General features: G+C 65.4%; 25 protein-coding genes. 12 read left to right on the top strand and 13 right to left on the bottom strand.

The genetic code is table 11. The features are described from left to right. Window positions 1–17: 17 nt before the first annotated feature. Both U4Y91_RS06650 and U4Y91_RS06655 read right to left on the bottom strand, forming a co-directional pair. On the bottom strand, window positions 18–437 hold the full coding sequence (locus tag U4Y91_RS06650; protein WP_321804254.1) for a type II toxin-antitoxin system VapC family toxin: 420 nt from the start codon (window positions 435–437) through the stop codon (window positions 18–20). After that, window positions 434–673 (bottom strand): FitA-like ribbon-helix-helix domain-containing protein, encoded by a 240-nt coding sequence (locus tag U4Y91_RS06655; RefSeq protein WP_257769310.1) that lies wholly within the window; start codon window positions 671–673, stop codon window positions 434–436. Before U4Y91_RS06655 ends, U4Y91_RS06650 begins: the two co-directional genes overlap by 4 nt. Window positions 674–1,012: 339 nt before the next feature. On the opposite strand from U4Y91_RS06655, the gene U4Y91_RS06660 reads away from it, so the two are divergent. From U4Y91_RS06660 to U4Y91_RS06685, 6 genes are all read left to right on the top strand, one after another. Next, on the top strand, window positions 1,013–3,256 hold the full coding sequence (locus U4Y91_RS06660; RefSeq protein ID WP_321804256.1) for a TonB-dependent siderophore receptor: 2,244 nt from the start codon (window positions 1,013–1,015) through the stop codon (window positions 3,254–3,256). A 3-nt stretch (window positions 3,257–3,259) separates the two neighbouring features. Beyond that, complete coding sequence (locus tag U4Y91_RS06665; protein WP_321804258.1) at window positions 3,260–4,015, top strand: tetratricopeptide repeat protein; 756 nt, start codon at window positions 3,260–3,262, stop codon at window positions 4,013–4,015. Next, window positions 4,012–4,695, top strand: coding sequence for a Fe2+-dependent dioxygenase (locus tag U4Y91_RS06670; RefSeq protein ID WP_321804260.1), 684 nt, complete (start codon window positions 4,012–4,014; stop codon window positions 4,693–4,695). Before U4Y91_RS06665 ends, U4Y91_RS06670 begins: the two co-directional genes overlap by 4 nt. Window positions 4,696–4,825: 130 nt before the next feature. Beyond that, window positions 4,826–5,065: a type II toxin-antitoxin system Phd/YefM family antitoxin gene (locus U4Y91_RS06675; protein WP_011659184.1), complete on the top strand. Its 240-nt coding sequence runs from the start codon at window positions 4,826–4,828 to the stop codon at window positions 5,063–5,065. Then, on the top strand, window positions 5,062–5,457 hold the full coding sequence (locus U4Y91_RS06680; RefSeq protein WP_044846647.1) for a type II toxin-antitoxin system VapC family toxin: 396 nt from the start codon (window positions 5,062–5,064) through the stop codon (window positions 5,455–5,457). Before U4Y91_RS06675 ends, U4Y91_RS06680 begins: the two co-directional genes overlap by 4 nt. Before the next feature lie 368 nt (window positions 5,458–5,825). Next, the gene (locus tag U4Y91_RS06685; protein ID WP_321804262.1) at window positions 5,826–6,410 is read left to right on the top strand and encodes a nucleotidyltransferase family protein; all 585 of its coding nucleotides are present in this window, start codon (window positions 5,826–5,828) and stop codon (window positions 6,408–6,410) included. A gap of 412 nt (window positions 6,411–6,822) precedes the next feature. Here U4Y91_RS06685 and panE read toward each other — a convergent pair whose 3' ends face one another. Next, a complete protein-coding gene (panE, locus tag U4Y91_RS06690; RefSeq protein WP_321804264.1) occupies window positions 6,823–7,761 on the bottom strand; it encodes a 2-dehydropantoate 2-reductase in 939 nt (312 codons plus the stop codon). Between the two features lie 30 nt (window positions 7,762–7,791). On the opposite strand from panE, the gene U4Y91_RS06695 reads away from it, so the two are divergent. Next, entirely contained in the window at window positions 7,792–7,941 is a 150-nt protein-coding gene (locus U4Y91_RS06695) for a hypothetical protein (RefSeq protein ID WP_321804266.1), read from the top strand. A 144-nt stretch (window positions 7,942–8,085) separates the two neighbouring features. Next, window positions 8,086–9,639 (top strand): methyl-accepting chemotaxis protein, encoded by a 1,554-nt coding sequence (locus U4Y91_RS06700; protein ID WP_321804267.1) that lies wholly within the window; start codon window positions 8,086–8,088, stop codon window positions 9,637–9,639. A 226-nt stretch (window positions 9,640–9,865) separates the two neighbouring features. On the opposite strand, the gene U4Y91_RS06705 is transcribed toward U4Y91_RS06700, so the two are convergent. The 3 genes from U4Y91_RS06705 to U4Y91_RS06715 form a co-directional block, all read right to left on the bottom strand. Beyond that, window positions 9,866–11,347, bottom strand: coding sequence for a virulence factor (locus tag U4Y91_RS06705; protein ID WP_321804269.1), 1,482 nt, complete (start codon window positions 11,345–11,347; stop codon window positions 9,866–9,868). Further along, window positions 11,344–13,656: a hypothetical protein gene (locus U4Y91_RS06710; RefSeq protein ID WP_321804271.1), complete on the bottom strand. Its 2,313-nt coding sequence runs from the start codon at window positions 13,654–13,656 to the stop codon at window positions 11,344–11,346. Before U4Y91_RS06710 ends, U4Y91_RS06705 begins: the two co-directional genes overlap by 4 nt. A gap of 340 nt (window positions 13,657–13,996) precedes the next feature. Next, entirely contained in the window at window positions 13,997–14,716 is a 720-nt protein-coding gene (locus U4Y91_RS06715) for a response regulator transcription factor (protein WP_321804272.1), read from the bottom strand. A gap of 376 nt (window positions 14,717–15,092) precedes the next feature. Here U4Y91_RS06715 and U4Y91_RS06720 point away from each other — a divergent pair, with 376 nt between their 5' ends. Further along, window positions 15,093–15,584 (top strand): hypothetical protein, encoded by a 492-nt coding sequence (locus tag U4Y91_RS06720; protein ID WP_321804274.1) that lies wholly within the window; start codon window positions 15,093–15,095, stop codon window positions 15,582–15,584. A gap of 65 nt (window positions 15,585–15,649) precedes the next feature. Here the strand turns inward: U4Y91_RS06720 and U4Y91_RS06725 are convergent, their stop codons facing one another. The 6 genes from U4Y91_RS06725 to U4Y91_RS06750 all read right to left on the bottom strand — a co-directional run bounded on the left by U4Y91_RS06725 (window position 15,650) and on the right by U4Y91_RS06750 (window position 20,964). Then, the gene (locus U4Y91_RS06725) at window positions 15,650–17,071 is read right to left on the bottom strand and encodes a sigma-54 dependent transcriptional regulator (protein ID WP_321804275.1); all 1,422 of its coding nucleotides are present in this window, start codon (window positions 17,069–17,071) and stop codon (window positions 15,650–15,652) included. 112 nt (window positions 17,072–17,183) lie between these two features. Then, window positions 17,184–17,768 (bottom strand): hypothetical protein, encoded by a 585-nt coding sequence (locus tag U4Y91_RS06730; protein ID WP_321804277.1) that lies wholly within the window; start codon window positions 17,766–17,768, stop codon window positions 17,184–17,186. A gap of 155 nt (window positions 17,769–17,923) precedes the next feature. After that, on the bottom strand, window positions 17,924–19,549 hold the full coding sequence (locus U4Y91_RS06735) for a chemotaxis protein CheA (RefSeq protein WP_321804279.1): 1,626 nt from the start codon (window positions 19,547–19,549) through the stop codon (window positions 17,924–17,926). A 44-nt stretch (window positions 19,550–19,593) separates the two neighbouring features. Then, window positions 19,594–19,866: a hypothetical protein gene (locus U4Y91_RS06740; RefSeq protein WP_321804281.1), complete on the bottom strand. Its 273-nt coding sequence runs from the start codon at window positions 19,864–19,866 to the stop codon at window positions 19,594–19,596. Between the two features lie 72 nt (window positions 19,867–19,938). Further along, window positions 19,939–20,529: a hypothetical protein gene (locus tag U4Y91_RS06745; protein ID WP_321804283.1), complete on the bottom strand. Its 591-nt coding sequence runs from the start codon at window positions 20,527–20,529 to the stop codon at window positions 19,939–19,941. 111 nt (window positions 20,530–20,640) lie between these two features. After that, window positions 20,641–20,964: a hypothetical protein gene (locus U4Y91_RS06750; protein WP_321804285.1), complete on the bottom strand. Its 324-nt coding sequence runs from the start codon at window positions 20,962–20,964 to the stop codon at window positions 20,641–20,643. A gap of 774 nt (window positions 20,965–21,738) precedes the next feature. On the opposite strand from U4Y91_RS06750, the gene U4Y91_RS06755 reads away from it, so the two are divergent. Continuing rightward, a complete protein-coding gene (locus U4Y91_RS06755) occupies window positions 21,739–22,098 on the top strand; it encodes a hypothetical protein (protein ID WP_321804287.1) in 360 nt (119 codons plus the stop codon). Window positions 22,099–22,874: 776 nt separating this feature from the next. Here the strand turns inward: U4Y91_RS06755 and U4Y91_RS06760 are convergent. Further along, window positions 22,875–23,801, bottom strand: coding sequence for an AraC family transcriptional regulator (locus U4Y91_RS06760; protein WP_321804289.1), 927 nt, complete (start codon window positions 23,799–23,801; stop codon window positions 22,875–22,877). A gap of 180 nt (window positions 23,802–23,981) precedes the next feature. Between U4Y91_RS06760 and U4Y91_RS06765 the strand changes: the two genes are divergently transcribed. Together U4Y91_RS06765 and U4Y91_RS06770 are read left to right on the top strand one after the other, a co-directional pair. Continuing rightward, window positions 23,982–24,443, top strand: a complete 462-nt coding sequence (locus U4Y91_RS06765; RefSeq protein WP_044846636.1) for a (2Fe-2S)-binding protein — start codon at window positions 23,982–23,984, stop codon at window positions 24,441–24,443. 2 nt (window positions 24,444–24,445) lie between these two features. Continuing rightward, complete coding sequence (locus U4Y91_RS06770; protein WP_321804291.1) at window positions 24,446–26,656, top strand: xanthine dehydrogenase family protein molybdopterin-binding subunit; 2,211 nt, start codon at window positions 24,446–24,448, stop codon at window positions 26,654–26,656. Window positions 26,657–26,969: the final 313 nt, after the last annotated feature.

Genomic DNA, 26,969 nt, shown 5'->3' on the forward strand with positions numbered 1-26,969 from the left:
AGGCGACCGGCCGGAAGTTACCGAACCCACGGATCGATCACGCGCAGGCCGGCTGCTTCGAACGGTGCGACGTCGCGCGTGGCCACGATCAACCCGTTGGCTGCGGCGGTTGCAGCGATGAAGCCATCGGCAGACGCCATCGTGTGCCCCATGGCGCACGCCTTCGCGCGAAGGCTCGCATATGCGTCACTGGCTGCATCGTCGAACGGCAGAATCCGCCCGCGAAACAACGGCACGACGCGTTGCTCGATGTTTTGGTGCAGCCAGTCTCGCCTGCGCCCCTCCGGCAACGCGGCCACGCCGAATCGCATCTCGGCCAGACTGATCGCGGCAAGAAACAGCGTCTCGACGTTTTGCGCATCGAGCCATTCGATCACGGCCGCACTCGGTTCGCGTCGCAGCGGCTCGGAAATGACGTTGGTATCGACCAGAATCATTCGAAGCTCATCGGATCGGTTGGCGATTGATCGCGCTGAACCTCGAAATCGATGCCGCCAGCCTCTCGCCCGATCTCCGCCAGCAGCGTTCCCAGCTTGGGCCGCCCGCCGGGCCGAACGGCCTGCTCGAGGATATCGCGCACCTCGGCCTCGGTACTGCGGCCATGTTGTGCAGCACGGATTCGAAGCGCGCGATGCACCTCGTCGGGCAGGTTTCTAACAGTGATCACGGGCATGATGCGCCTCACTACATTTGCTTTCAATGCAGTCATGTTATCACCTTGCTGTCACTTTGGACGAATGAAGACCCGACCACTGTAAGTCGCCCGCCTCGCCTTTCCCATTCGGCCATTCGGCCATTCGGCCATTCGGCCATCGCCGCGGCCCCGCACGCGCTCGGCAGCTCTCCGCCACATTCGTCAACATTCCCCTCACAAATGAGAACAAGAACGCTTCTCATTTAAAAAGAAATTACATAGAATGCCGCCTGAAAACAAATCGTAATAATTCCGGGCGGCATGCACATTTCCGTAGCGCGTCGTTCCCGGGGCCATACTGCGAGGTCGAAGCGCACCATGAAGTCCCGTCCTGACGAGCAGAAGCTCGGCAAATTCACCACCCTGTGCAGCGTGCTCGCCGCGAGCCCTGCGTTCGCCGACGGCACGCCGCCGCCCGCCCCGGTCAGCACCGAAGGCCATCTCGCGCCGATCGAGGTCCAGGGCAAGGCCGAGCACAGCTACAAGGCCGACTTTTCCGCATCCGCGAAATTCACCGCGCCGCTCGTCGACACGCCGAAGTCGGTGACCGTGATCCCGCAGGAACTGATCCAGAGCAGCGGCGCGGCGACGCTGACCGAAGCGCTGCGCACCGTGCCCGGCATCACGTTCGGCGCCGGCGAAGGCGGCAACCCGCTCGGCGACCGCCCGTTCATCCGCGGCTACGACACGCAGGGCAGCATGTTCGTCGACGGGATGCGCGACACGGGCGCGACCACGCGCGAGATCTTCAATACCGAGCGCGTCGAGATCACCAAGGGCTCCGACGGCGCGTACGGCGGCCGCGGCGGCGCAGGCGGCAGCATCAACCTGATCACGAAGGCGCCGCACCTCGGCACGACGGCCGCCGCGAGCGCGGGCCTCGGCACCGACCGCTATCGCCGCTTCACCGCCGACGGCAACTGGCAGTTCGCCGATCACGCCGCGTTCCGCCTGAACCTGATGAGCCACAACAACGACGTCGCCGGCCGCGACGCCGTCAACAACGAGCGCTGGGGCGTCGCGCCGTCGATCGCGTTCGGCCTCGGCACGCCGACGCGCGTGACCGCGAGCTACTACCATCTGTCGACCGACGACATGCCCGACGGCGGCATCCCGTACTTCTACACGACGTCGAACAAGCCCGCGAACGTCGACACGATCTATCCGGCGCCGGTCGATCGCCACAACTTCTACGGCCTGATCGACCGCGACTTCCGCAAGACCACCTCGGACATCAGCACGATCAAGATCGAGCACGACATCACGTCGAATCTGACGGTGCGCAACACCACGCGCTACACGGAATCGACGCAGGACTACATCTGGACGCAGCCCGACGACAGCCAGGGCAACGTGGTGAACGGCCGTGTCTGGCGCCGCAACAACAACCGCGACAGCTCGATCAACAGCCTCGCGAACCTGACCGAACTGTTCGGCGAATTCCGCACCGGCCCGTTCAAACACAGCTTCACGACCGGCATCGAACTGACGCGCGAATGGGGCAAGCGCGATTCGTACACGGTCGCGACCGACAAGGGCACCATCTGCCAGAAAGGCATCGGTGCGCCGTCCGGCTACAACTGCACGAGCCTGTGGTCGCCTAATCCGAACGATCCGTGGGCCGGCTCCGTCACGCGCAACAACGACTATGCGCATGCACGCACCACGACCAAGTCGATCTACGGCTTCGACACGATCGAGCTCACACCGCGCTGGCAGGTGAACGCCGGCCTGCGCGTCGACGATTACTCGACCCGCTTCACCGACACCAAGGCCAACGGCAGCAAGACCTACACGCGCGACGACACGCTCTTCAACTGGCAGGCCGGCCTCGTGTTCAAGCCCGCGCAGAACGGCAGCATCTACGCGTCGTATGCGACGTCGTCGACGCCGGCCGGCATGCTGCTCGGCGAAGGCAGCGAAACGCAGTCGCTCACGCCGGGCCGCGGCGGCGTCGGCCCGAACGCCGATCAGATGGCCCCCGAGAAGAACCGCAGCATCGAGCTCGGCACGAAGTGGAACGTGCTGAACGACAAGCTGTCGCTGACCGCCGCGCTGTTCCAGATCGACACGACGAATGCGCGCGTGACGCTGCCGAACAACCAGTACGCGATGGTCGGCAACAAGCGCGTGCAGGGTCTCGAACTCGGCGTCGCCGGGCAGATCACGAAGCAGTGGCAGGTGTTCGGCGGCTATACGTACATGAAGAGCGAGCTGCGCGACAACGGCAAGGATGCCGCGAACGACGGCAACCGCTTCCCCAACACGCCGAAGCACAGCCTGACGATGTGGTCGAACTACGACGTGACACCGAAATTCACCGTCGGCGGCGGCGCGTTCTACATGTCGGAAGTGTTCGGCGATCCCGCGAACCTGCGTGCAGTGCCGTCGTACTGGCGCTTCGACGCGATGGCGCAATACCGGATCAACAAGAAGCTCGACCTGCAGCTGAACGTGAACAACCTGTTCAATCGCACGTACTTCGATCAGGCGTATCCGGCGCACTACGCGTCGATCGCGCCGGGCCGCTCGGCGTTCGTCACGCTGAACGCGCGCTACTGATCGATGGAAACCGTCTCACTGAAGGCGCTCGCGTCGGTGTCGCCGCACGCGTTCGCCGACATCCTGGCCGGGCCGCCCGAGCGCGCCGCCGCGTGGGTCGCGGCGGCCGCCGATAACGGGATCGTCGATGCGCAGGCCGTCTACGGCCAGTACCTGCTCGACGGGCACGGTGTCGCGCGCGATCCGGCCGCCGCATGCGGCTGGTTCCGGCACGCGGCGCGGGCCGGTCACCCGATGGCGATGAACATGCTCGGCCGCTGCTACGAGTTCGGCTGGGGGACGGCGGCATGCGCGCCGGTGGCCGTGTACTGGTACCGGCTCGCCGCGCAGGCCGGGCTCGACTGGGGCATGTACAACTACGCGACGGCGCTCGCGCTCGGCAACGGCGTCGACGAGGATCGCGCCGCCGCGCTCGACTGGTTTCGCCGCGCGGCCGCGCTCGGCCATGCGAAATCGATCAACCTGATCGGCGGCTTCTACGAGGACGGCTGGGTCGTGACCGCCGATGCCGACGCCGCGTTCGACCACTATCGCCGCGCCGCCGAGGCCGGCGATTTTCGCGGCCAGTTCAACTATGCGCGGCTGCTCGCCGAGCGCGGGCGCGTCGACGAAGCCCGCGTCTGGCTCGCGCGCGTGCCGGCCGCCGCTACCCCCGCGTTCGTCGCGAAGATGCGCGCGTATCTCGCGTCGTCGCCGCTCGATGCGTTGCGCGCGGCCGCGATGCAGTTGCCGTCACACGGCATGGAATCCGAATCATGATGCTTCATATCCCCGGCGTGCTGACCAAGGCACAGGTCGCGCAATGCCGCGAGATGCTCGATGCCGCAGACTGGGTCGACGGCAACGCGACGTCCGGTGCGCAGTCGGCGCTCGCGAAACGCAACCGGCAGTTGCCGGAAGGTTCGCCGGTCGCGCGCGCGGCCGGCGATGCGATCCAGGATGCGCTGGCCCGGCATGCGCTGTTCTTTTCGGCGGCGCTGCCGCTGAAGGTGTTTCCGCCGCTGTTCAATCGCTATGAAGGCGGCGAGACGTTCGGCACGCATGTCGACAACGCGATCCGGCTGCTGCGCGGCACGGATTTCCGCGTGCGCAGCGATCTGTCGGCGACGTTGTTTCTCGAGGAACCGGACGCGTACGACGGCGGCGAGCTGTGCGTGGAAGATACGTACGGCGTGCATCGCGCGAAGCTGCCGGCCGGCGATCTCGTGCTGTATCCGGCGTCGAGCCTGCATCACGTCACGCCGGTCACGCGCGGGGAGCGCGTCGCGTCGTTCTTCTGGATCCAGAGCATGGTGCGCGACGACGGCGACCGCACGCTGCTGTTTCAGCTCGATACGCAGATTCAGGCGCTTTCCGCCGAAAATGGCGCGAAGGAGCCGATGGTCATTTCACTGACGGGGATTTATCACAACCTGTTGAGGAAGTGGGCGGATGCGTAGGGTGGCAACTCGCCCAGCACCGCCCTGCCGATCAGAACCGCCCCACTCGACCAGGAAGGCTGACTATGCTACTTGCACCACTTCATCTCGGCACCTAAAATGACCATCGTCAAATGACCATGCTCAAATCATGATGCCGCACGCTCCCGTATCGAAATCCGAATTCAAGGCTCGCGCACTCGAATACTTCCGGCTCGTCGAGGCGTCGGGCGAAAGCCTGATCGTCACCGACCACGGCAAGCCAACGCTCGAAATCCGGCCGTATCACGCACGCGAGGCTCAGCCGTTGGACATATTGCGCGGCTCGGTCATGCGCTACGACAATCCTCTCGATCCGATTGCGGAAGATGACTGGGAGGCGTCGCGGTGATCGTGCTGGATACGCATGCATTGGTGTGGTGGGTGGCGGGTGATCCGTCGCTCAGCAAGAAAGCGCGAAGCGCGATCGATCGCGCGCGCGGCGAGGGCGCACTCGCTGCGTCCGCGATCTCCGCATGGGAAATCGCGATGCTGGTGCGCAACGAGCGCCTCGCATTGACGATGGACGTCGATGCGTGGCTCGCGACGGTCGCGCAAATCGACGGCATGCGCTTCGTGCCGGTCGACGCCGACATCGCCGCGAGGTCCACCGCGCTGCCCGGCACTTTTCACAAGGATCCAGCCGACCGCATGATCGTCGCGACTGCGCGCCGGCTCGGTGCGCCGCTCGTTACCCGTGACGAAAAGATCCGTGCATACGCGCACGTCAAGACACTTTGGTGACCGTCATGGAGACGTCGGCCGAATCGCAACACCGACACATCCGCACTCCACCCGACAGACGATTCATCTGACGGAACGGATGACGGCGATCGCGCGAAGCCGTCCATGACCGATCGACGTTTTACCTCGCACCCGCTTCATGTATTACCCGTCGGAGTAGCGGCATTGGCCGTTCAGCGACCGCGATTGCACCATGATGTAACGAGAATCGCACTCCATAAACGGCCCTGTCGAGGAAACCATGCTCGACGAACGCGCCCGCTGACATTCTTTCCGACGACAACACCCCCGCGTCGGTAACATCCGCACTTGCCGATCCCCGCCCGCTCCCGCACAATCGGCCCACCTGCCTTCCCTTCCCCGCGCCGATGTCCTATGCGTCACTCACCACCGGCGTCCTGCTCGCCGGCGGTCTCGGTCAACGCTTCGACCCAAGCGGTCTGCACAGCAAGCTGCTCGCGCTGCTTCCAGACGGCACGCCGGTTGCGGTCGCCGCCGCCCGTCATCTGGCGGCGGCCACGGCCGAGGTGATCGCCGTCGTGCGTCCCGGCGCCGAAAAACTCGCGATTTTGCTGAACGACGCCGGCTGCCAGGTCGTCTATGCGCCCGACGCGATGCGCGGCATGGGCGCGAGCCTGGCAGCCGGTGTTCGCACCTCGCCGGACGCGCCCGGCTGGCTGGTCGCGCTCGGCGACATGCCGTGGATCGCGGCGTCCACCTACGAAGCGGTCACACGCGCCCTCGACGCCGACGACGCATCGATCGTCGCCCCCATGCACCGCGGCGTGCGCGGCCATCCGGTCGGCTTTGCCGCGCACCACTACGATGCGCTCGCCGCGCTGGACGGCGATACGGGCGCCCGCGCGCTGTTCGCCAGCGCGCCGGTGAACCTGCTCGAGGTCGACGATCCCGGCATCCTGCGCGACGTCGATACGCCCGCCGATCTGCGCTGACCTCGGCGCGCGCCGGGCGCACCACGCATCGTGGCTCTGTCTGCGCGCGATCCGGCGCGATACCTGCAGAGGCTCGCCTGTCGCCGGCAATCCGCGTGCCGCAGCGAGAATCCCCCGGCAAACACCCGCCCGATTGCCTATAACGGAGACGAGACGCGCCCGCCGCGCCACCGCCGTCACGCCTTGCGCGAGTTCCCCATGGACCACACGACCCCGATGCCCGAGCCCCCGGCCGACCCGAACCGCGATCCGGAAGACGATCCGTTGTCACCGCCGCCACCGGGGCATCCTCACGACAATCCGCAGCAACCCAACGGACCGCCGAGCAAGGATCCTGTCTAGGCGGCATCCGCCCGCGCCATCGGACCTGCTCCGGCGCTCGCCCTGACAATCGACACGGCCGCTGCCACGACTACGCCGCCGCGCCTTCGCGCGCCACGCGCACCTCGTACGTCTTGAGGTGGTTGTACGCGATCCGCAGCAGCGACAGCGCATCCGCCGCCTGCGGGTCGCGGCGCGCGAGCAGGTCGCCGATCACGTGATCGGCTTCGACCCGCGCGCGATTTTCGACGTCGCGCAGCATCGACGCGGTCAGCGGCGACGGCGTCAGCACCATCCGCTGCATCCGCTCGACCGCGGCGGGATCGGGCCGGTAACCGTTGTGCGCGGCGATCGCGCTGCATTCGTCGAGCATCGTCTCGAGCAGGCGGCGGCCGTCCGGCGCGGCCAGAATGTCGCCGATCGAACCGCGAAACAGCGACGTGCTCGCCGCGAGCGTCGCGAGGAACACCCACTTGTCCCACATCCGCGCGGCGATGTCGTCGCTGAGCGTCGCCTCGAAGCCCGCGCCGCCGAGCACGTCGGCCACCGCGCGCACGCGCGCCGATTCGCCGCCGGCGAGTTCGCCGAACGACAGCCCTGCCGTGTCGTTCAGGTGCACGACCCGCTGTTCGCGATCGAGCGTCGCCGCGATCACGCACAGGCCGCCGAGCACCTGCGCGGCACCGAACCGTTCGCGCAGCACGTCGAGATGGCGCATCCCGTTGAGCATCGGCAGGACCAGCGTCGACGGCCCGACGAATGGCGCGAACGATGCAATCGCATCGTCGAGGCTGTAGGCCTTGCAGCTCAGCAGCACCAGGTCGAACGGCCCGGCCGTGTCGCTCGCGCGCACCGTCTGCACGTTCGCGAGCGTCAGGTCGCCGCGCGGGCTGCGAATCAGGAGCCCGTCGCGCGCGAGCGCGGCCGCGCGGCCGTCGCGCACCAGGAACGTCACGTCGCGCCCCGCCGCCGCGAGCCGGCCGCCGAAGTATCCGCCGACCGCGCCGGCCCCCACCACCAGAATTCGCATCGTTGCCTCCTTTCAGGTTCGTTCGCCGCCGTGCTCCCGACCGTCGGGGCACGACGCGCCATCGCCATCGCCATCGCCATCGCCATCGCCATCGCCATCGCCATCGCCATCGCCATCGCCATCGCCATCGCCATCGCCATCGCCCGACAGTATAGCGACGCCGAATATGTATATGCATAGATGCCCGCACCGCGCTCGCCGGTATCGGGCCGCTGCCGTTTCTAAGGGATTTCCCGCCTATGGCAACGTTCGTTGCATGCCGTCAACGAGTTATCCCGTCACGCCGTTCCGGCGCGCCTGTTCGACCGACCGACCTCACTACCCATGCGCACCCTTTCCCTGAATCAGAAACTCGCCTCGATGATCGTCATTCTGTGGCTCGGCCTGCTCGTGATCGCCGGCATCGGCGCGTGGCAGACGCGCGCGTCGATGATCACGGACCGCCGCGATCAGCTTGCGTCGCTGGTCGCGCAGGCGACGAACGTCGCCGACCACTACTACAAGCTGTCGCAACAGAATGCATTGCCGGAGACGGACGCGAAGCAGAAGGCGCTCGAGGCGATCGCCGCGATGCGTTACGGCACCGACGGCTACATCTCGATCAACGATTCGAAGCCGGTGATCGTGATGCATCCGATCAAGACCGAGCTCAACGGCAAGGACGTATCGAATTTCGCGGACCCGAGCGGCAAACACCTGTTCGTCGAGATCGTGAAGGCCGGCAACATGGAAGGCGGCAAGGGTTTCGTCGAGTATCTGTGGCCGAAGCCGGGTGCCGACAAGCCGCAGGACAAGACCAGTGCGGTGCAGCGCTTCGCGCCGTGGGACTGGTATCTCGTGACGGGCATGTACATGGACGACGTGCGGTCGGCCGTGCTCGCGAGCGTCGGCCGCTGGCTCGCGATGACGGCCGTGCTCGGCGCGATCGCAACCGCCGTGATGGTGCTCGTGCTGAAAAGCGTGCGCGCGAACCTCGGCGGCGAACTCGAAGTGGCGCTCGACGCCGCGCAGCGCATCGCGCAGGGCGACCTGACCGCGCGCGTGAACGTCAAGCATGACGACCGCGGCAGCCTGCTGCATGCGCTGCACACGATGCAGAGCGGACTGATCGACATGGTGTCGCGCGTGCGGATGGGTACGGAGAACATCAACGTCGGCGCGAGCGAGATCGCGTCGGGCAACACCGATCTGTCGCAGCGCACCGAGGAACAGGCGGCCGCGCTCGTGCAGACCGCGTCGAGCATGGATCAGATGACCGCGAACGTGAAGCAGAACGCGGACAGCGCCGCGCAGGCCGCCACGCTCGCTGGCCAGGCCGCGCAGGTCGCGACGCGCGGCAGCGAGGTGGTCGACGATGTCGTGCGCACGATGAACGAGATCACCGACCGCTCGCACAAGATCGGCGACATCATCGGCGTGATCGACGGGATCGCGTTCCAGACCAACATCCTCGCGCTGAACGCGGCCGTCGAAGCGGCGCGCGCGGGCGAACAGGGCCGCGGCTTCGCGGTGGTCGCGGCCGAGGTGCGCTCGCTCGCGCAACGCTCGGCCACGGCCGCGAAGGAGATCAAGTCGCTGATCGAGTCATCGAACGAAACCGTCGAGCACGGCGCGACGCTCGTCACGCACGCAGGCGAGACGATGGCCGAGATCGTGCAGTCGGTGCGGCGCGTGAACGAGATCCTCGACGAGATCAGCCATGCATCGCGCGAGCAGAGCGCGGGGATCGAGCAGGTCAACCGTGCGGTGGGCGAGATGGATCAGGTCACGCAGCAGAACGCGGCACTCGTCGAGGAAGCCGCGGCGGCCGCGCATTCGCTGCGCGACCAGGCCGAAGCGCTGCGCGACGCCGTTACGCGGTTCGCGTTGCCGGCTTGACAGCCGGGGTCCTGCCCCGCCCTTCCGCGCGTGTCGCGCCGGAGGGGCGGGAGTGGCGTACCTCAACACGGCCAACCGCTGAATCCGTTTCCGTTCGGCGTCGCGGTTGGCGGCATCTCGAAGCCACAATCGTTGGAACTGTCGACCGGTCATGTGTCCGGTCGACCGCGTTCTGACACGTTCCGAATCCGCAAGCGAAGCAATCACGCCGCAGCGCTGGCTTACGTCACCACGAATAGCCCTGCATGCCGTAATCGGTGTCGTGTCGACGACCCCACCACGGCAGGTAAGCATTGTTGCCGCCGCGCGCGCGGAACCAGTCCTTGGTGGGATCGATCTGCGTGAGCTTCGACGGTGGTCTGACGACGACCGCGACAGGGTGCTCGGGTTCGGTCGTGCCGGCGACCAAGGCGTTGCCGCCGAAGTGGTTGATTCGGCCGATTGCGAGTGCGACGTCGGTCAATGCGCTGCCGGTTCCCATGTCGCCGAGGAGTGCGGCCGTGTTGAACGTCTGATTCGTGTGGTCGTATTCAGGGAGGGTTTCGGTCAAGGTCTGCGCGAGGGAGACAACGCGTGACGATGCTGCGTCGCTAGGTACACCTGCGTCGTGGACGATGTAACTCAGGTCGGTAACCGCAACACCGGCATTGCGTGCTGCTTCGCCGATCGTGGCTTTCCACGCCTGCACGGCACGTGTCGTGCCGACTTTCGGCGAAAAGTCGCGCGTGTCGCCAGTTGCGGCCTTGCCGATCCAGGCGAGCGGTTCGCGCTCGGTGTTGAAGTTCGGGCCGGCGAGGAACAGCACGACGAGGTTTTCGTTGATCTGCGCATCCGTGGGCGGGAAGTTCGGGGCGTCCCAGTTCATCGCCCATACGGTCTTGTCGGGGTTCGCCTGCAAGTAGTCCAGCGCGTTGTTCAGCGATGTGAAGCCGGCGTTTGCGCCGCCTTGAGTGATTTGCACATCGGGAGGCGTGTCGCGGCTCCAAAGCGTCTTGGGTGACGGTGGGCCAATTTCGAAGCATTCGACGAACTCATTGGTCAAGTACGTCTTCGCTTCGATCGGATCGAGCCTTGGAGGTAACGCGAACTCGATATGTGTTCCGGCAAGCTCGCGCCAATCTTTGGTGTTTTCGGACTTTACGGTGTAGAAATATTTCGCATTTGCAAAATAACGAGAGCGCGGCAACAAGAGAAATTTTCCGACGTACTTGTGATAAAAGCCCTTGAATGTTTCTTCGCCTTCGTTGCCGTAAACCAATGCTCCAATGGACCGAAGTGACGAAAATTTTTCGGGCTTCGTGCGCACCATGTCGTCATTCTTATTGGGCTTGGCAAGTCCTTGTGTCCACAGCAATTGCCACTCGGTCGGATAGTCCATGCGTTGCAGCGGGTTCAACCAGATTAAACCGACGACTTGCGCAACGAATGGCTTGGCCTGCTCCTCGGCTGCAGGTGCTGCCTTCACCGCAGACTCTTTGACAGAGGCGGCTTGTGCCGGACGCGCCATGGCCGTGGTGAAGAGAAACGCCACGAGCGCAGCCAGGCCGGGTACGAAAAAGAATCGCTTCATCCAATCTCCTATTTCCAAATGTGCCGGGTCGGGTTGTTCCACGTGTGCCATCGTCGTGGCGATGAGCACGATGGCAATCAGCCATACCGAAACAGCAATTGCGACACGTCGTTGCCATGTAGCAATCAGCGTCTTCATACGACACCCCCGACCTTGAGATAGAACTCACCTTCGCGTTCGTCGGCAATCGCCTCGGGGATCGCGCCCTCGCTGTCCTTGGCATGGGCCCATTCTTGTATCGACATTCGATCAAGCGTTCCGTACGCAAAGTAATTGGTGTACTTTTTGTTCCGGTTGGTGTCGGGAATGCCATCTCTCATCCGCCAATCTGCTTCAATACGCAGCGATTTGAGTTGCTTCTCGGTCAGGTAGCAGAGACCCACCGCAACGTCATACGCAAGCGCTTTTTCTGCATGCTCGGGGTTGGTCATCGTCGTTGAGTGATTCGTCGGGCTGTTGGTCGCACCGCGATCGAGCCAATCGACAATCTGTTTGTCGCGCCAATCCTTGTAGCCTTCGGGCATCGCGCTCTTGCCGTCCTCGCCGATCACGTGGCCGTCGCCGTCGAGCCATTCGGTGTTTAGCGTCCGACGCGCTTCCATTCGCATCAGCGCGCGGTCCTCGTAACGTTGTCCGGCTTCCGTTGCGGCCGTACCTCGGGCGACACTGTCCTGGTTCTTCGCCTCGTACTGGTCGTACGGATCATCAGCGCGCTTGTCTGCATCGGCCTTGTTCGCATCGCGCCACGCAGCCGGCGGATCGTTGCCTTCGTTGAAGTCGCTGATCGCGTCGCCGTCCTTGGTCTCGACTGACTTGCCGAATCGCAAGGCTTTCGGCGGGAATGGCTCGTCAAGCGCCGGGGCATCCGCAACTACCGTCCAGCCCTTCGGCGGATCGGCGTTCACACGGAGCATGTTCAATGCCGAACTGATGCCGGTTACGACGAACATGAGTGGCGCGGTCACGAGCGTTGCTGCCACGCCCAGAACCGACTCATTTCCTTTGATCGCGCCGACGAGATTGAATTTGGCCGGCGGCGACGGCGGATACCAGAACCCCGGCTTCGTTCCTTGTTTGCCATGCCGCCAATCGTCTTCCCAGTATCGGTACGGTTTCTTCACGCCGACCGGAAAACCGGAAGCAAAGACCCGTTGCGTCAGGATGACGGCCGCGCCGATATCGTCGAGTTCGTGCTTGCTGATGCCGCGCCAGCCGATCCCTTGCACCGTCACCGCAGAAATCACCTGATCGTGCGGACAGCAATATGCAGTGACGCGGCCATATGTCGATTCATTCAGCCCGTGCCTCGCGCGATCCTCTTGCGCCGCATAAGACCGGTTGCTCGTCGGCGAGACCCGCTCGTTTTCCATGTCCTCATCGATTTTGTCGGCGGGCAGTTCATGCTCTTTTCGAGCACCGATGATCGACAGGAATGTGCCGAATGTCTTCGTGCGCGCGGCGTAAGTCTGTCGTCCACGTTGGCCGCTGCCATCTTTCGTCGCACGTTGCGACCATGTATCCATGAATGTGTCGGATTTGTATGGGCCGTCGGCATTGGCGAGACTGTACGGCGCGTTCGCCAGCACGTAGGCGTCCGCCACGCAGTGGCCCGAGCGCCCCCACGGATCTTCGACATCGGGGAATGCGTCGCCGAAGAACGCGGCAGTGAGGCCGACGATATTTCCTTGGCTGTGGCATACGACGGTAATCGGGACATCGGCCTGCATGCTTCGGATCGACTCGATCAGCCTGGCCAAGCGCAACGCGGCGAGTACGCCATACGCTCGAGGCGGCGCGCGATACAGCGGCCGGTTGGTTGGATTGATGCCTTGCACAGTCATCCAGCCCATCGTTCGATCATCCAGACCGCCCTGCCAAAGATCGGGCAGGCTGGCACAGCCGTTCGTGAACGGCCCGCCGCCCCAATAATCTTTTTCGTTGAGAAAGATCTTGTCGCCGTACTCCTTCAATTCCGCGGCAGTCGCGCGATAGCCCCAGCGGAAATGGATGACGGGCGAGAACGACGGCTCGGGCTTGATGCAATTGTCTGCCAGCAAATCAGGGTTCAAGAACCCATCCGGCGTCACACTCTCCGTGTACTTCGCGGGCGTCAACTGTCCGGCGTCGATACCGTGATACATCATCTGATCGTCCAGGCGCCCGAGCCTGCGATTCAGGCCTTTGCACAGCCCGTCCTCCGACGCCTCGAACCATTCGCCTTCGGAATTCACCCCATGCACGAAGATCACGATACCGGGCAACGGCATCTGCTTGAGACAGATGAGCGGCGTGTTCTTCGCAAACATCGTCACGCCTTCGACGCGGCCGACGACGATCGGCGGCGGTTCGGGTCGCGGCGCCGGCCCGTCTCGGGCTACGGCTTCTGCGCCGCGCTCCCCCGTTCGAGCGGCCGCTACTGGCCGAGCATCGAGAAATGAATCACTCATCTGCATTCCTTCATATATCTTGACCATTCTTCTTGACGAACCGCGTCGCCAGTCTCCGAACCGGTCTGCGTCGGCCGCCGGTCGCTTTCATGTACGCGCAACCCCAGGCCGCACATAACGCCGGAACGATATCGGCGCGCTTCCTTTCGCTTCGCCCGATGATCGTGGGAGGCACGCAAGTCAGTGCCCCGTCAATTCCCTGCATCGGCCCTTCGCGGACATCAGCAGGACGAAGCGCTGACGCGCTGGCTAATCGCGCATATCACCTGTCCAATATCAAGGACAACCAAACGCTGGTTCCGGTCGACGCGGCCATAAGAAAGATTCCGGAATGTCACTGCTACCGAGATAGCGCTCGTGATTCCTGTTCTCGGCTCCCCGCCTGCTCCGCGCCGCCCAGGCAGCTCGCAACCTTGCCGCCGTCGAGCCCCAGCGCGGCCGCTCGCTGAACCAGCTCGATGTCGTTGCTCGCGCCGAGTTTCTTCATCGCGCTGATCTTCTGCGCGCTGACCGTTTGCTTGCCCTTGTTCAGCCGCTGCGCGATCGCCTTGATCGGCATGCCGGCCAGATAAAGGCGAATCACCTCGATCTCGCGCGTCGAAAGCTTCACCGGCGGCGCTTCGTGTCCGGCCAACGCATCGAGCGCGCGGCGCACAAGCGGCGACAGATAGTGACCGCCGCTATAGCTCGAGTGAATCGCGGTGACGATATGGCCCACCTCGTCGAACTTGCTCACGAGGCTCGCGCCGACTTGCGAGAGAATCGAGCGGAAGATCACCGGGTTCTCGTTCCCGACCAGCGCGACGATCCCGACGTTCGGACGCATGCGTCGCAGCCACTCGCACAGTGCGAAGCCGTTCATCTGCGCGTCGCCGCGGACCGAATAATCGACCAGCGCGATGTCGCAATCGAGCGTGTCGAGAGTCGCGATGAGTTCGCCCGGTGTCCGGCAGACACCGACGAGATCGATTGCGCACACGTCGCCGGCAATGTGCTCCATGCCGGCGAGCGTCAACGGCCAGTCGTATGCAAAGATGGTGCGAATATTGAATTTCCCCATGCGCGGTTCCAGAAGGTTCACCGGGCGCGCGGCGCGGAATGCGCGTACGACCGGCGTGGCGTTGAATTCACGAACGAGATATTTTTATCCCGATCGTTATTCTATGAGGCGACGCTTGGACGGGATATCGGACGGTGAATAGAGCGGCCTGCGGGGACGTAGTACAAGTTTGATTTTTGGTGCCAGCCCGACCGTTTGGCCGGTGTCGCCCTCGTCCGAACAGCCAACGTTACAGGTCGCACGGGCCGCACCGACGGCCCGCGGGGTAAAATTGCGGCCTTTGCATGCCATTCCGGGCGACCGGCCAGGGGCAGCGCGCCGTTGCCGGCCGCGCGCCCCGCCCGTTCGCCGGCGGCCCGTACTCCCCGCTTCCTCCATGACCGAATCCGACCTGCACTCCGACGACACCACCATCCACGAAGACGGCCTCTGGCGCGACAACGGCTGGACGGCCCGCATCATCAAGAACGAAGACGACGACGGCTGGGCCGTCGAGATGATCAAGGACGGCGAAGCCGAGCCCGCGCTCGTCGGCCCGTGGACCATGGGTCGCGACAAGAAGAACCCGAAGCCGATGGACGCGAACGCGTTCCGCACGCTGGTGAAGACCGCGACCGAGGTGCTGATGCGTCACGAGCAGCAGCGCCGCGCGATGCTGCACAAGGAAGTGACGGTGCAGGACGGCGACGGGCAGGATGTGTCGGTCACGCTCGACATCGTGCCGGACGAGTTCGAACCGTATGCGCAACTGAAGGCGTTCGACCCGTACGGCGAACTGCTGGCCGACGCGAAGGTGTCCGCCGGATTCAAGCTCAACAAGGCCAGCGCCGCACGCTGGGTCGAATCGGGCTTCGAACGGCCGGCCTGACGCCGCGAGCTGCGAGCCGTAGGCCGCGCGACGTCGGGCCGCGTGCCGCGCGGCCGCAACCAGCGTCAGCCGTGCAGGCCGAGCGCGGTCATCAGCCGGTACAGCGTCGCGCGCGAGATGCCGAGTTCCGCCGCGACGTCGGCATGCTGGTGCCGATGCCGCAACAGCGTTTCCTCGATCGTGCGCCGCTCGGCCTGCCGACGCGATTCCGCGAGCGTCGGCGGCCGATGCGACGTGTACTGGTTCAGTTCGAGATCGACGGCCGAGATCAGCGGGCCGTTCGTCATCACAACCGCGAAACGGATCCGGTTGATCAGTTCGCGCACGTTGCCGGGCCACGCATAGTTGTGGATCGCCTCGATCGCGCACGGCATGAAGCCGCGAATCCGGTGCGAACTGTCGCCGCGATAGCGCCGCAGCACATGATCGGCGAGCAGCATGATGTCGCGGCCGCGCGCGCGCAGCGGCGGCTCGTCGATGCGCAGCACGCACAGCCGGTAGTACAGGTCCGGGCGGAACCGCCCCGCCTGCATCGCGGACTCGAGATCGACGTGAGTCGCGGACACGATCCGCACGTCGACCGGAATCGACGCGCGCCCGCCGAGCCGCTCGATCTTGCCCTCCTGCAGGAACCGCAGCAGGCTCGCCTGGCTCTCGAACGGCATGTCGCCGATTTCGTCGAGAAACAGCGTGCCGCCGTGCGCGGCCTCGATGCGGCCGATATTGCGTTGATGCGCGCCGGTGAACGCGCCACGCTCATGACCGAACAGCTCGGCCTGCAGCAGCGTCGACGGAATCGCCGCGCAATTCACGGCGACGAACGGCGCGTCGGCGCGCGACGAATGCTGGTGGATCGCCGATGCGGTCAACTCCTTGCCGGTGCCGGATTCGCCGGCGATGAACACGGTGGCCTCGGTGTTCGCGACCTTGCGGATCGTCGCGAACAGGCGGCGCATCGCGGCGCACGCGCCGATCATCGCGCCGCCGGGCGGCGCGGCATCGACGGCCGGATCGCTTTCCGCCAGTTTCAGCATCCCGTATGCATGGCCGACGAGATAGCCGATCGTCGTGTAGGCCGTCGCATTGCGCACGTAGTCGAAGCAGCACTGGCGGATCAGGCGCGCGATGGTGGCATCGCGCAGCCGCTCGCCGTCGGCGAGCGCGACCCAGCCGATCCGCGGATCGCGCAGCAGCGCCTCGAACGACGCGACGTCGGGTGACATGAAGCCGTCAAAATCGACGATGCCCGCATGCAGGCGGTTCGCCTTCACGAGATTGAGTGCGTCCGCAACGGATTTTGCGCGCCACACATCCCAGCCGCGCGACGCGAGACAGTCGACGAGCCCCGCATCGGAATGCTGCGACAGATAGACGAGCGGGCGCGACAGCACGGTTTGGTGACGCCGGGCCGCGACGAACGGCGGCGCGTATGCGGCCCGTTCGTCCTCGTGCGGGCCTGACAGTCTGATCTGGCAGCAATGGTTCACGATGGCCTCGCCGCATAGGGTTGTCTGACGGAGCGGGCGGCGCGAAACGGTGCGCGGCGGGCCTCCCTGCCCGCACGCGGCGCTACCGGCATGTCCGCTCCGGAAAGTTTCGTCATCGGCAGAACACGACACGCTGCGTGTAGATCTGCGGTTCGACGACGGGCCGCGCGGCCTGGTTGAGTTCCTCGCGATACGTGCGGTAGGTCTTGCCGTTCACCGTCACTTGCGTCGCAGGCGCCGTCTCGATCGTGTTCAATCCTTTGCGCTGCCAGTCGCTGACCCGCGCCGATGCGGACAGGTTCGACTCGCCAGCGATCTTCTGCGTGATCGCGCTGCTGTCGCTCCACGGCTGTGTCTGCATGTCCTCCGCGTGTTGCATCGCGCCGATCGTCTTGCCGGTCGGGGTCGGCCCGTTCTGCGCGTCGAACGGCGCGCCGCGGCCGTACACCGGCGATTGCCAAGACGGGGCGTGTCCCTCCTCCGGCATCATGTAGACCATCTGCGGATCGCCGACCATCATCATCGGCACGCATGCCGTGTTGTCCGCGCGGCCGAGCGTCGTCAGCGCCTGCTGGACGCTCGCGGCGTTCGCGAGGGTCTGCTCGCTCAGGATGACAAAGACCGCAGGGTTCTGGAAAACGGACTGTGCGGCGGCTTGTGTGCCGACCAGCAGCAGCGCGACCCAAAAGATCCTCATGATTGAGGCCTCCTTGTACCCTCGTCAGGCAAAAAGAGGTGTTGACCTCGGGGAGGGACCAACACCCGTCCAACTTGCGCCGTGCGTCGCACGGCGGATCCCGGCGTTCCCGTGCGGGCCGGCTCGCCGGTCGCGCGGAAGCCTTGCCCGCGTGCTTACGACGATGTGCTCGTCGAGATGACGGTCGGAGCCGGCATCGCCGGCGCGGCTGGGGCGGCCTGCTGGTCGACCGCGGCCGGGGCCGAATCCGGCGCGGCCGGCATGTCGGCGGACGGTGCGGGCGCGGCAGCGGATTCGACCGCGCCCGTCGCCTTCGCGTCGGCGGCAGGCGTGTCGGCAGCAGCTGCCGTTGCGGCGCGCTGCTCGGCTTCCGGTGCGGGCGCTTCGGCTGCCGCCTGCGTTGCCGGCTCGGCAGCAGCCTTCGCATCGACCGCGGGCTCGGGCGCTACAGCGTCGGTCGGGGCCGGCGCGGCTTGCGCGGTGTCCGGCACCTTCGCGTCGGCGGCAGGCGCTGCCGGGGCTTGCGCTGCGGTGTCGGTTGCAACCGGTGCCGGTTCCGGTGCCTTGTCCGCAAACTCCTGAGCGGGTACCGGCACCTTATCGGCAACCACCGGCGCGGATTCCGGTGCCTTGTCGGCAACCGCCGGCGCGGGCTCCGGCGCCTTGTCCGCGAAGGCCCCCGCGGCAACGATGGCCGCACCCGGCACCGCACTCATCGCAGCCGGCCCACCGGCGGGCGCGGCACTCACCGCGGCCGGGGCTACTGCCGGCACCGCGCTCACCGCGGCCGGTGCAACGGCAGGCGCAGCACTCACCGCCGGTGCTGCCGCGGCAACCGGTGCGGTGACGACGGCAGGCACGACGGCAGCCGCTTGCGATGCCTTCACGGCGGCCGCCTGCGTCGCGGCAGGCACCGCGCTGACGGCCGGCACGGCGATCGACGGCGCGGGCACCGCCACCGGAATCGGCGCCGCCTGTACCGCGGTCGTCGCCACCGCGCGCGTCTGCACGGGCGCGGCGGCGTCGAGCGGCGGCAGGCCCATGCGGTTGCGCACGAGCGGATCGCGATACTTCACGTCGTCGGCGACGGTCGCTTCGGCGGACGGCGCCACATTCGAGCGCGCGAGCGGCGTGGTCGTGCCCGGGCACAGATGCCCGGTCGCTTCCACCGCGCGCCGGTTCGCATCGCTCTGGCAGAGCAGCGCGAGCGCGACGTCGGTCAGCCCCATCGCGCGGAATTCACGCGCGTCGAGACGACGCACGCACGCCTGGTCGACCAGGGTCGTGCCGCCCGTCGCGCCGAAGCCCGGGAACGACACGCCGACGCTCACCGAGCCCATGCAGGTATCGGACAGCGTGGTCGTGAGGCCGGGCGCCTGGATCGACGGGTTCGTCTTGATCGTCTGGGTACCCGAATAGTTGACGTTTTCCGACGCCTGGGTGTTGTAGGGGTTGGTGCCGGGCGAGCCGGCCGACTGGAGCGAGCTCACGCTCTGCGGCGTCACGTTCGAGCCTCCGCTCGTGCTGGATGGCATCGTAACGTTCACGTTCACGCTCGAATTGCCGCTGCCGCGCACGCCGCTCGTGCTGGCGCTGCTGGCGTTGCCGCCGCGCGAACTGGTGACGTTCGTGTTCATGCTCGAGCCGCCGCCCTGGCTGATCGCCGTCGACGACGTTGAGGATTGCGAACTTGAAGTCGAGTCGGCAGTCTGCGCCTGGGCACCGATCGCGGCCATCGCGAACATTGCGGCACATGCCACCCTGATCTTGTTGCTGTTCATTTCACTCTCCGGACGAGGTTTGACCTCCGACCCAGGCAACCGTACTAATTCCCCTGAATGCCTTCAGCTTTGCCCGCTTCCCCGAACTGCTTCCAGCCGCTACCCAGCTGGGACCACGAACCGCCCGACATTCCCGGCCATGCCTGGGAATCCGGCGCGCCGATGGCACTGCCCGACGAAAGCGTGTGTTGTTCTGACGGGTTGGTTGCAGGGTTTGACGTCTGCAAATTTGATTGCACGTCCTCGGCAGCACGGTCAGCGCCATATGCCGTCAGAGACGCGAGCATCAGAGCGGCGGCAATCAGGTTCTGCTTCATGCCAACTCCTTACGTGAACAACAGTGCGGAAAAGAGACCAGCGTCGCTGGGAAACTGGTCCCCCGCACCCGACTAGTTACTGCTCCCGGTCGCGCTCGAACTCCCCTGGCTTCCGCCCGATGCAGACGGCGAACCGGCCGGACCGGTACTCCACACGGTCGACGCGTTGTAGTGATTCGAACCCGCGATCGCGCCCGACCCGCCGCTGCCCGTCAACCCGGCAGCACCCGCGTTGGCGATACCCTGATCGTTCCCGCCGCTGGCCGTGTAGTGGTTCGCGCCGAGGACGATCGTGGCGGTCACCCCTCCCGACAACGCATTCGCGTTCTCGTTCGTGCTGCTGTTTCCACCGTACGAGCCTGCGGCACCGATACCGCCGCCTGCCGCGAACGCGCCCCCGTTCGAGCCCCAGCCGCTGGCCGTCGAAGTCGAGTTGTGGAAGGCCGATGCCGTGCCGGTGGAACCAGCGGGTGTCACGGTACTTCCTGCGCTTGCGCCCGCGACCGAATTCGAATTGCTCGTATAGCTGCCGGAGCCGACCAGCACCGAACCGGAAACACCCGCTGCAACGGATTGCGTCTGGTTGGTCGTGGACGGACCGGCGGCCAATACGGCCGACGAAAGGACGGTGAGCGCTGTCGCTAAAATGACGTTGGCTTTCATAGCAATCCCTTGCCGTGAGAAAGTTTGATGGCGAGGTCGCCGGGCTCGCCCTCGCGGAACGAAACCCGGCGTCCGTGCCACCAGCCAATGACGAACGTTGCGCGCCGCGGCTTAGTGGTGATACGTCCAGCCAATCGAGCCGGCATTCGCACCGCTGTTGCCGCCCGCTTGTGCGCCGCCGAAGCCGAAGCCGCCCACCGTCGACGTTTGGACGTGGCTCGTGTACGAGATCGAACCGCTGCTGCCGCCGCCAGCCATCGCACCGGCTGCGCCGAGTGCGGCACCCGAATCGGTCGCGGTGAAATGGCCGAATCCGGCGACCCCGGCCATCGTCGAGCCGCCGCTCGACGAATTGCTGGTCGATACCGTGCCGCTGCCGGCGAACGCTGCGCCCGAAACCGCCAGAACTGCGGCTGCAATCAGAAGCTTCTTCATGGTCGACTCCATAACGGCGTGGACGGAACAAGCGAGGAAAGCTGCACGCCTTCAACTTTCCTGCCTTGAGCAATCCCCATAAAATAAGGATCACTATCTAATAACAAGGAATCGATTCATCTCGAATCCGATGACCGCACAATTTTTCGGTCATCCGAATCATGGTTTCGTATTTTTTTAGTTTTCCGAAATTTTTATATTCGTTATCGATATGGGATATCGATCATTTATCAATCGGAAAACGAATCGACGCACGCACCCGGAAACAGGCATTCACCATTCGGGATCAGTTGTTTTCGAAATTTGCTTCCGCGGCATACCGACACATGGCATCCGCTTCAGCGATCGAAAATGCGTGAGTACAGTTATCTACCGTCAATGCAGTGCCATCGAAAACATGTGCGTTATCGTGGCGATAACGGGCCTGCATGACAGTCAGGCGGCATCGCTTCTCCCTGGGCTACCGATCAAAGATCTTCCGGGCAATCCGGCCGACGGGTATTCGAGCTAGTCCAGCCACCGCCGGGATCGGCCCGGCGCAACGGATACGGCTCGGCACGAGCGGAAACGAATCGGCGTCAAGCTGTCCGGCACGGACAGCCTGGCCCATCCGGACAAGCTGAATGAAGGGGAGCACTGCTGTCGGCCGGTTGTCATGCGAAACGACAGGCGGTCCAGCACGCGCAACGCGCGGATATCCGGAAACCGGCAACGAACCCGCGAAGCTGGCACTGCATCGCGAGTCCTGTTCCGAGCTGTCCGACTACCCCACGAGTGCGCAAGGAATGCGCGGATCAAGTTGTTGCTTCTGGTCTTCATCGCTATTTCCCCGACTGCTTATTGACGAACGGGCCGCCCCCCATCTTTGTTGCATCAGGTCGACCGCTCGCCGGTGCGTCCAATACCGCAAACGGCATGCCATGCGTGATTCCACCGATGGTTGCGCGTCGCGTATCGTTCGCGGCGCCCGCAATATCGCCGGGAATCGATTTTTTTGTTTCAGGAATGTATCGCGATAACCGTCGGCAGCACGCGCCGATCATTGAATCGCGCGAAGCGATGCCGGAAAAGGCGGACGAACGCGGCCCGCAGGGCCTCGCGCAAGGGGGTGTCGAACGGATGTTTCATAGTTGAGAACTGCACCGTCGCCTATTCCGGCCGATGGACACTTCGGCCCCGGCAAACCGCCTGCCGCAGCCCGTTCGGCAGCCTTCCCGTACGCTAAAAAATCGTGAATCGAAGCGCGCGACACCCGGTTCTGCGGGACCCGCGCGGCCGACATCGCTAGGGTTCCGGACGTGTGCACCCGCCGCCGCGAAACGCAATTGATTCATCCGTGAAAATACCGACGATATCGAGCGTCGGCCGGCAATGCGAACGCGCGGAAAAAACCAGTAAATACGACACAGGTCGACACGGCTTTCACGCCGCACATCGGAAAAAACGACGGCACGTGCGCCATGCGGCCTTGAACACACTTTATCGATTTTTACTGTTTTCCTTCAATTCGCCGACATCCAGTACCGGCAACCATCGTGCTCCAACGGCTGGATGACGACACGCGCTGCGCGCGAGAAACATTTTCGAATCGATACCGGCTGCGAATCTCATCGCCCGAAACATTGTCGCGAAACGCGCGATCCATGCAGAAAGTGCGGCTCGGCGCGACTTTTTTGCACATTTCGGCCCGTCGATTCGCATCCTGCCGGCATTTTCCGTATCGGTTCGCCCGTTCCCGGGATGCATGCGTGAAACAGAAGTTCGTGCGCGGCGCGGCGGCACGCTCCGCTGCCCCATTGCGCCTGCGTGCGGCGGCCATGGCACGCCGATTGCGTGCCATCCCGTTCCGGCGAGCCGCGCATCGCGCGACGAAGCCAGGCCCGATGCGGTCGACACGACCGGCACCGCCGTCAGGTGCCGAGCAATTCCTTCTTGCGCAGATGCACGACATCGCGCATCGGCGGCGCGCCGAACAGCCGGCTGTATTCGCGGCTGAACTGCGACGCGCTTTCATAGCCGACGGTCGCCGCCACCGACCCGACGTCGCCGCCCTGCCGCAACAGCAACCGCCGCGCCTCGTGCAGCCGCAGCTGCTTCTGGTACTGCAGCGGACTCAGAGTGGTCACGTGCTTGAAGTGATGGTGCAGCGACGACACGCTCATGTTGACCGCCTGTGCGAGCGTGTCGACGCGCATCGGCTCCGCGTAGTGATCGCGGATCCATTCGATCGCGCGTGCGATCCGGTGCGTCTGGCTGCTCGCGACGGCCATGTGCCGCAGCCGCGTGCCCTGGCCGCTCGTCATCAGCCGGTACAACAGTTCCTTTTCGATCAGCGGCGCGATCACCGGAATGTCGGCCGGCGTATCGAGCAGCCGCAACAGCCGCAGCGCGGCATCGAGCAGCGGCGGCGTCAGCTCGGCGAGCGCGATGCCCTCGCCTTCCGGGCCCGCATCGGGGTCGGGCAGCCGCATCTCGGCCGCGAGTTCGACGATGCGCTGCAGATCGAGCGTGAGCGACAGGCACAGGTAAGGCGCATCGGGCGACGCCTGCGTGACGCGCGAGAGAATCGGCAAGTCGATCGACGTAATCAGGCAATTGCGCGTGTCGTATTCGTAGGCCTGGCCGGCCACGATCACGCGCTTCGCGCCCTGCGCGGCGATCACGAGCGCGGCACGCGACACGCCGCAGCCGAGATCGACCGGACGCGCATGCCGATGCAGCATCAGCGCCGGCACGGCCGTCGAGTGGGAGCCGTCCGTCGGCGCGAAACGGTCGATCAGCGACGCCAGTTCGCGCCGCCCGGATTCGCGCGACGCCGCGATATCGGTCATGTCCATGACGGATTCCTCGCTTCAATTCCCTGAATCGCGGGAGCATAGCGAATCGCTCGCCGCCGCGCCGGGGATTTGCAGGATTGTTCAATAAATTTGCAGGATTGGGTAGACGTAAAAATCGGCCGTTCGCGCACACTGCCACCTGATCCGGCGCATGCCGGGTTTTCCCCACGGAGACAAAAAATGCCCACCACGTTTGTCCTGAACGGCAAGAGTGTCACGCTCGACGCCGATCCGTCGATGCCCGTCCTCTGGGCAATCCGCGAGCACGCGGGGCTGACCGGCACGAAGTTCGGCTGCGGCATGGCGCAGTGCGGCGCGTGCACCGTCCATCTCGAAGGCCAGGCCGTGCGCTCGTGCGTGCTGCCGCTCGCCGGCATCGCGGGCAAGCACATCACGACGATCGAAGGCCTTGAGAGCAAGCCCGCGCAGGCCGTGCAGGCCGCCTGGGTGAAGCTGCAGGTGCCGCAGTGCGGCTATTGCCAGTCCGGCCAGATCATGTCGGCAACCGCCTTGCTCGAACAGAACCCGAAGCCGACCGACGCGGACATCGACGCCGCGATGAACGGCAACATCTGCCGCTGTGCGACCTACGCCCGCATCCGGGCCGCGATCCACGACGCGGCCGCGACGCTGGGAGCCTGACCATGACGATCGAACTCGACAACGCCGGCTCGGTGCGACCGTCGCGCCGCACGTTCCTGAAGGCCGCGGGTGCCGCGGCCGCCGTCAGCCTGACGATCGGCTTCGAATGGGCCGGCCTCGGCCGCCGCGCGCTCGCCGCGACGGCGCCCGCCGCCGACTTCGCGCCGAACGCATTCCTGCGCATCACGCCCGACGGCGCGGTCACGGTCATCGCAAAACATGTCGAAATGGGCCAGGGTGCCTATACGGGCATCGCGACGATCGTCGCCGAGGAACTCGACGCGGACTGGTCGAGCGTGCGCGTCGAAAGCGCACCGGCCGATGCGAAGCGCTATGCGAACCTCGCGTTCGGCACGATGCAGGGCACGGGCGGCAGCTCGGCCATGGCGAACTCGTGGCAGCAATTGCGCGAAGCGGGCGGCAAGGCCCGCGCGATGCTCGTGTCGGCCGCGGCGGCGCGCTGGAAGGTGCCGGCCGGCGAACTGACCACCGCCAACGGCGTCGTCACGCATGCGAAAAGCGGCAAGACGGCCGCCTACGGCACGCTCGTCGCCGACGCGTCGAAACTGCCGGTGCCCGACAAGGTCACGCTGAAGCAGCCGGCCGACTTCAAGCTGATCGGCCATCGCATTCCGCGCGTCGACGGGTCGGCCAAGTCGAACGGCACCGCGCATTTCACGCTCGACACGACCCTCCCCGGCATGCGCGTCGCGCTGCTGCAGCGCCCGCCGCGCTTCGGCGCGACGGTCAAGTCGTTCGACGCGACGGCCGCGAAAGCCGTCCCGGGCGTGGTGTCGGTCGTGCAGGTGCCGGGCGGCGTCGCGGTCGTCGCGAACGGTTTCTGGGCCGCGAAGCAGGGCCGCGACGCGCTGAAGGTCGACTGGGACGAAACGCACGCCGAAAAGCGCGGCTCGGACGAGCTCATGCGCGAGTACCGGCAGCTCGCCGCGAAGCCCGGCGCGTCGGCCCGCAAGGACGGCGATGCCGACGCGGCGATCGCGGGTGCCGCGCGCAAGGTCAGCGCGACCTACGAATTTCCGTATCTCGCGCACGCGCCAATGGAGCCGCTCGACGCGGTCGTCAAGCTGACCGCGAACAGCTGCGAGATCTGGGCCGGCGACCAGTTCCAGACGGTCGACCAGGGCAACGCCGCCAGGGTCGCGGGCCTGAAGCCCGAGCAGGTGCAGATCCACACGCTGTACGCGGGCGGCAGCTTCGGCCGGCGCGCGAACGCGTGGTCGGACTACGTGGTCGAGGCCGTGTCGATCGCGAAGGCGCTCGGCGCGGACGGCAAGCCGGTCAAGCTGCAGTGGACGCGCGAGGACGACATCCAGGGCGGCTTCTATCGCCCGATGTACTTCCACAAGCTCGACGCGGGGCTGACCGCGGACGGCCGGCTGGTCGGCTGGCGCCACCGGATCGTCGGCCAGTCGATCCTCGCCGGCACGCCGTTCGAGGCGTTCATGGTCAAGAACGGAATCGACGCGACGTCGGTCGAGGGTGCGGCGAACCTGCCGTACGCGGTGCCGAACGTGTCGGTCGAACTGACCACCACCAAGGTGGGCCTGCCCGTGCTGTGGTGGCGCGTGGTTGGCAGCTCGCACACGGCCTACGCGGTCGAGGCATTCATCGACGAAGCCGCGCACGCGGCGGGCAAGGATCCGTACCTGTTCCGCCGCGACCTGCTCGCGAACGAGCCGCGGATGCGCGCGGTGCTGGAACTGGCCGCGCAGAAGGCCGGCTGGGATCCCGCGAAGCCGCTGCCGAAGGGCCGCGGGCGCGGGATCGCGGTGGCCGAGGCGTTCAAGAGCTACGTCGCGCAGGTCGCGGAAGTGTCGGTCGACGCCGACGGCAAGGTGAAGGTCGAGCGCGTGGTGTGCGCGGTCGACTGCGGGATCGCGATCAATCCCGACATCGTCGCCGCGCAGATGGAAGGCGGTATCGGCTTCGGGCTCGGCGCGGCGCTGCACAGCGCGATCACGCTGAAAGACGGCCATGTCGAGCAGCGCAACTTCGATGGCTATCACGTGCTGCGGATGGCGGAGATGCCGACGGTCGAGGTGCATATCGTGCCGTCGGCCGAGGCGCCGACCGGCGTGGGTGAGCCGGGTGTCGCGCCGGTCGGGCCGGCGGTCGCCAACGCGATCTTCGCGGCGACCGGCAAGCGGCATTACGTGCTGCCGTTCGATTCGGGCGATACCGCGAAGGCTTGACGGGCGAAACGGCGAGACGCCGGGCCGGCCGCGTAACGGGAACGTTGCGCGGCCGGTTTTTTATTGCCGAGCCGGCAGGGTCCAATGTAGGGTTCAAAGTCGGCAAAAATCTTCTGCAAACCGTTGATTCGCTTATAAAAACGACTAACCCGGGTAGGGTTCAATGTAGGGTTCGTCATCCGCCCGAAACCCCGTTCGGGCTGGGCGAACCGCGCGTTACGGACGTTACGCCGCCCGTAACGCCCGTAACGTTCCCGCCGGATGCTACGTAACAATCCTTCAATGTTGCTCCGACCCTTCCGGAGCGCGCCGC

The organism is Burkholderia sp. BCC1993 (assembly GCF_905339865.1).
In the GTDB taxonomy this organism is placed as follows: Bacteria; Pseudomonadota; Gammaproteobacteria; order Burkholderiales; family Burkholderiaceae; genus Burkholderia.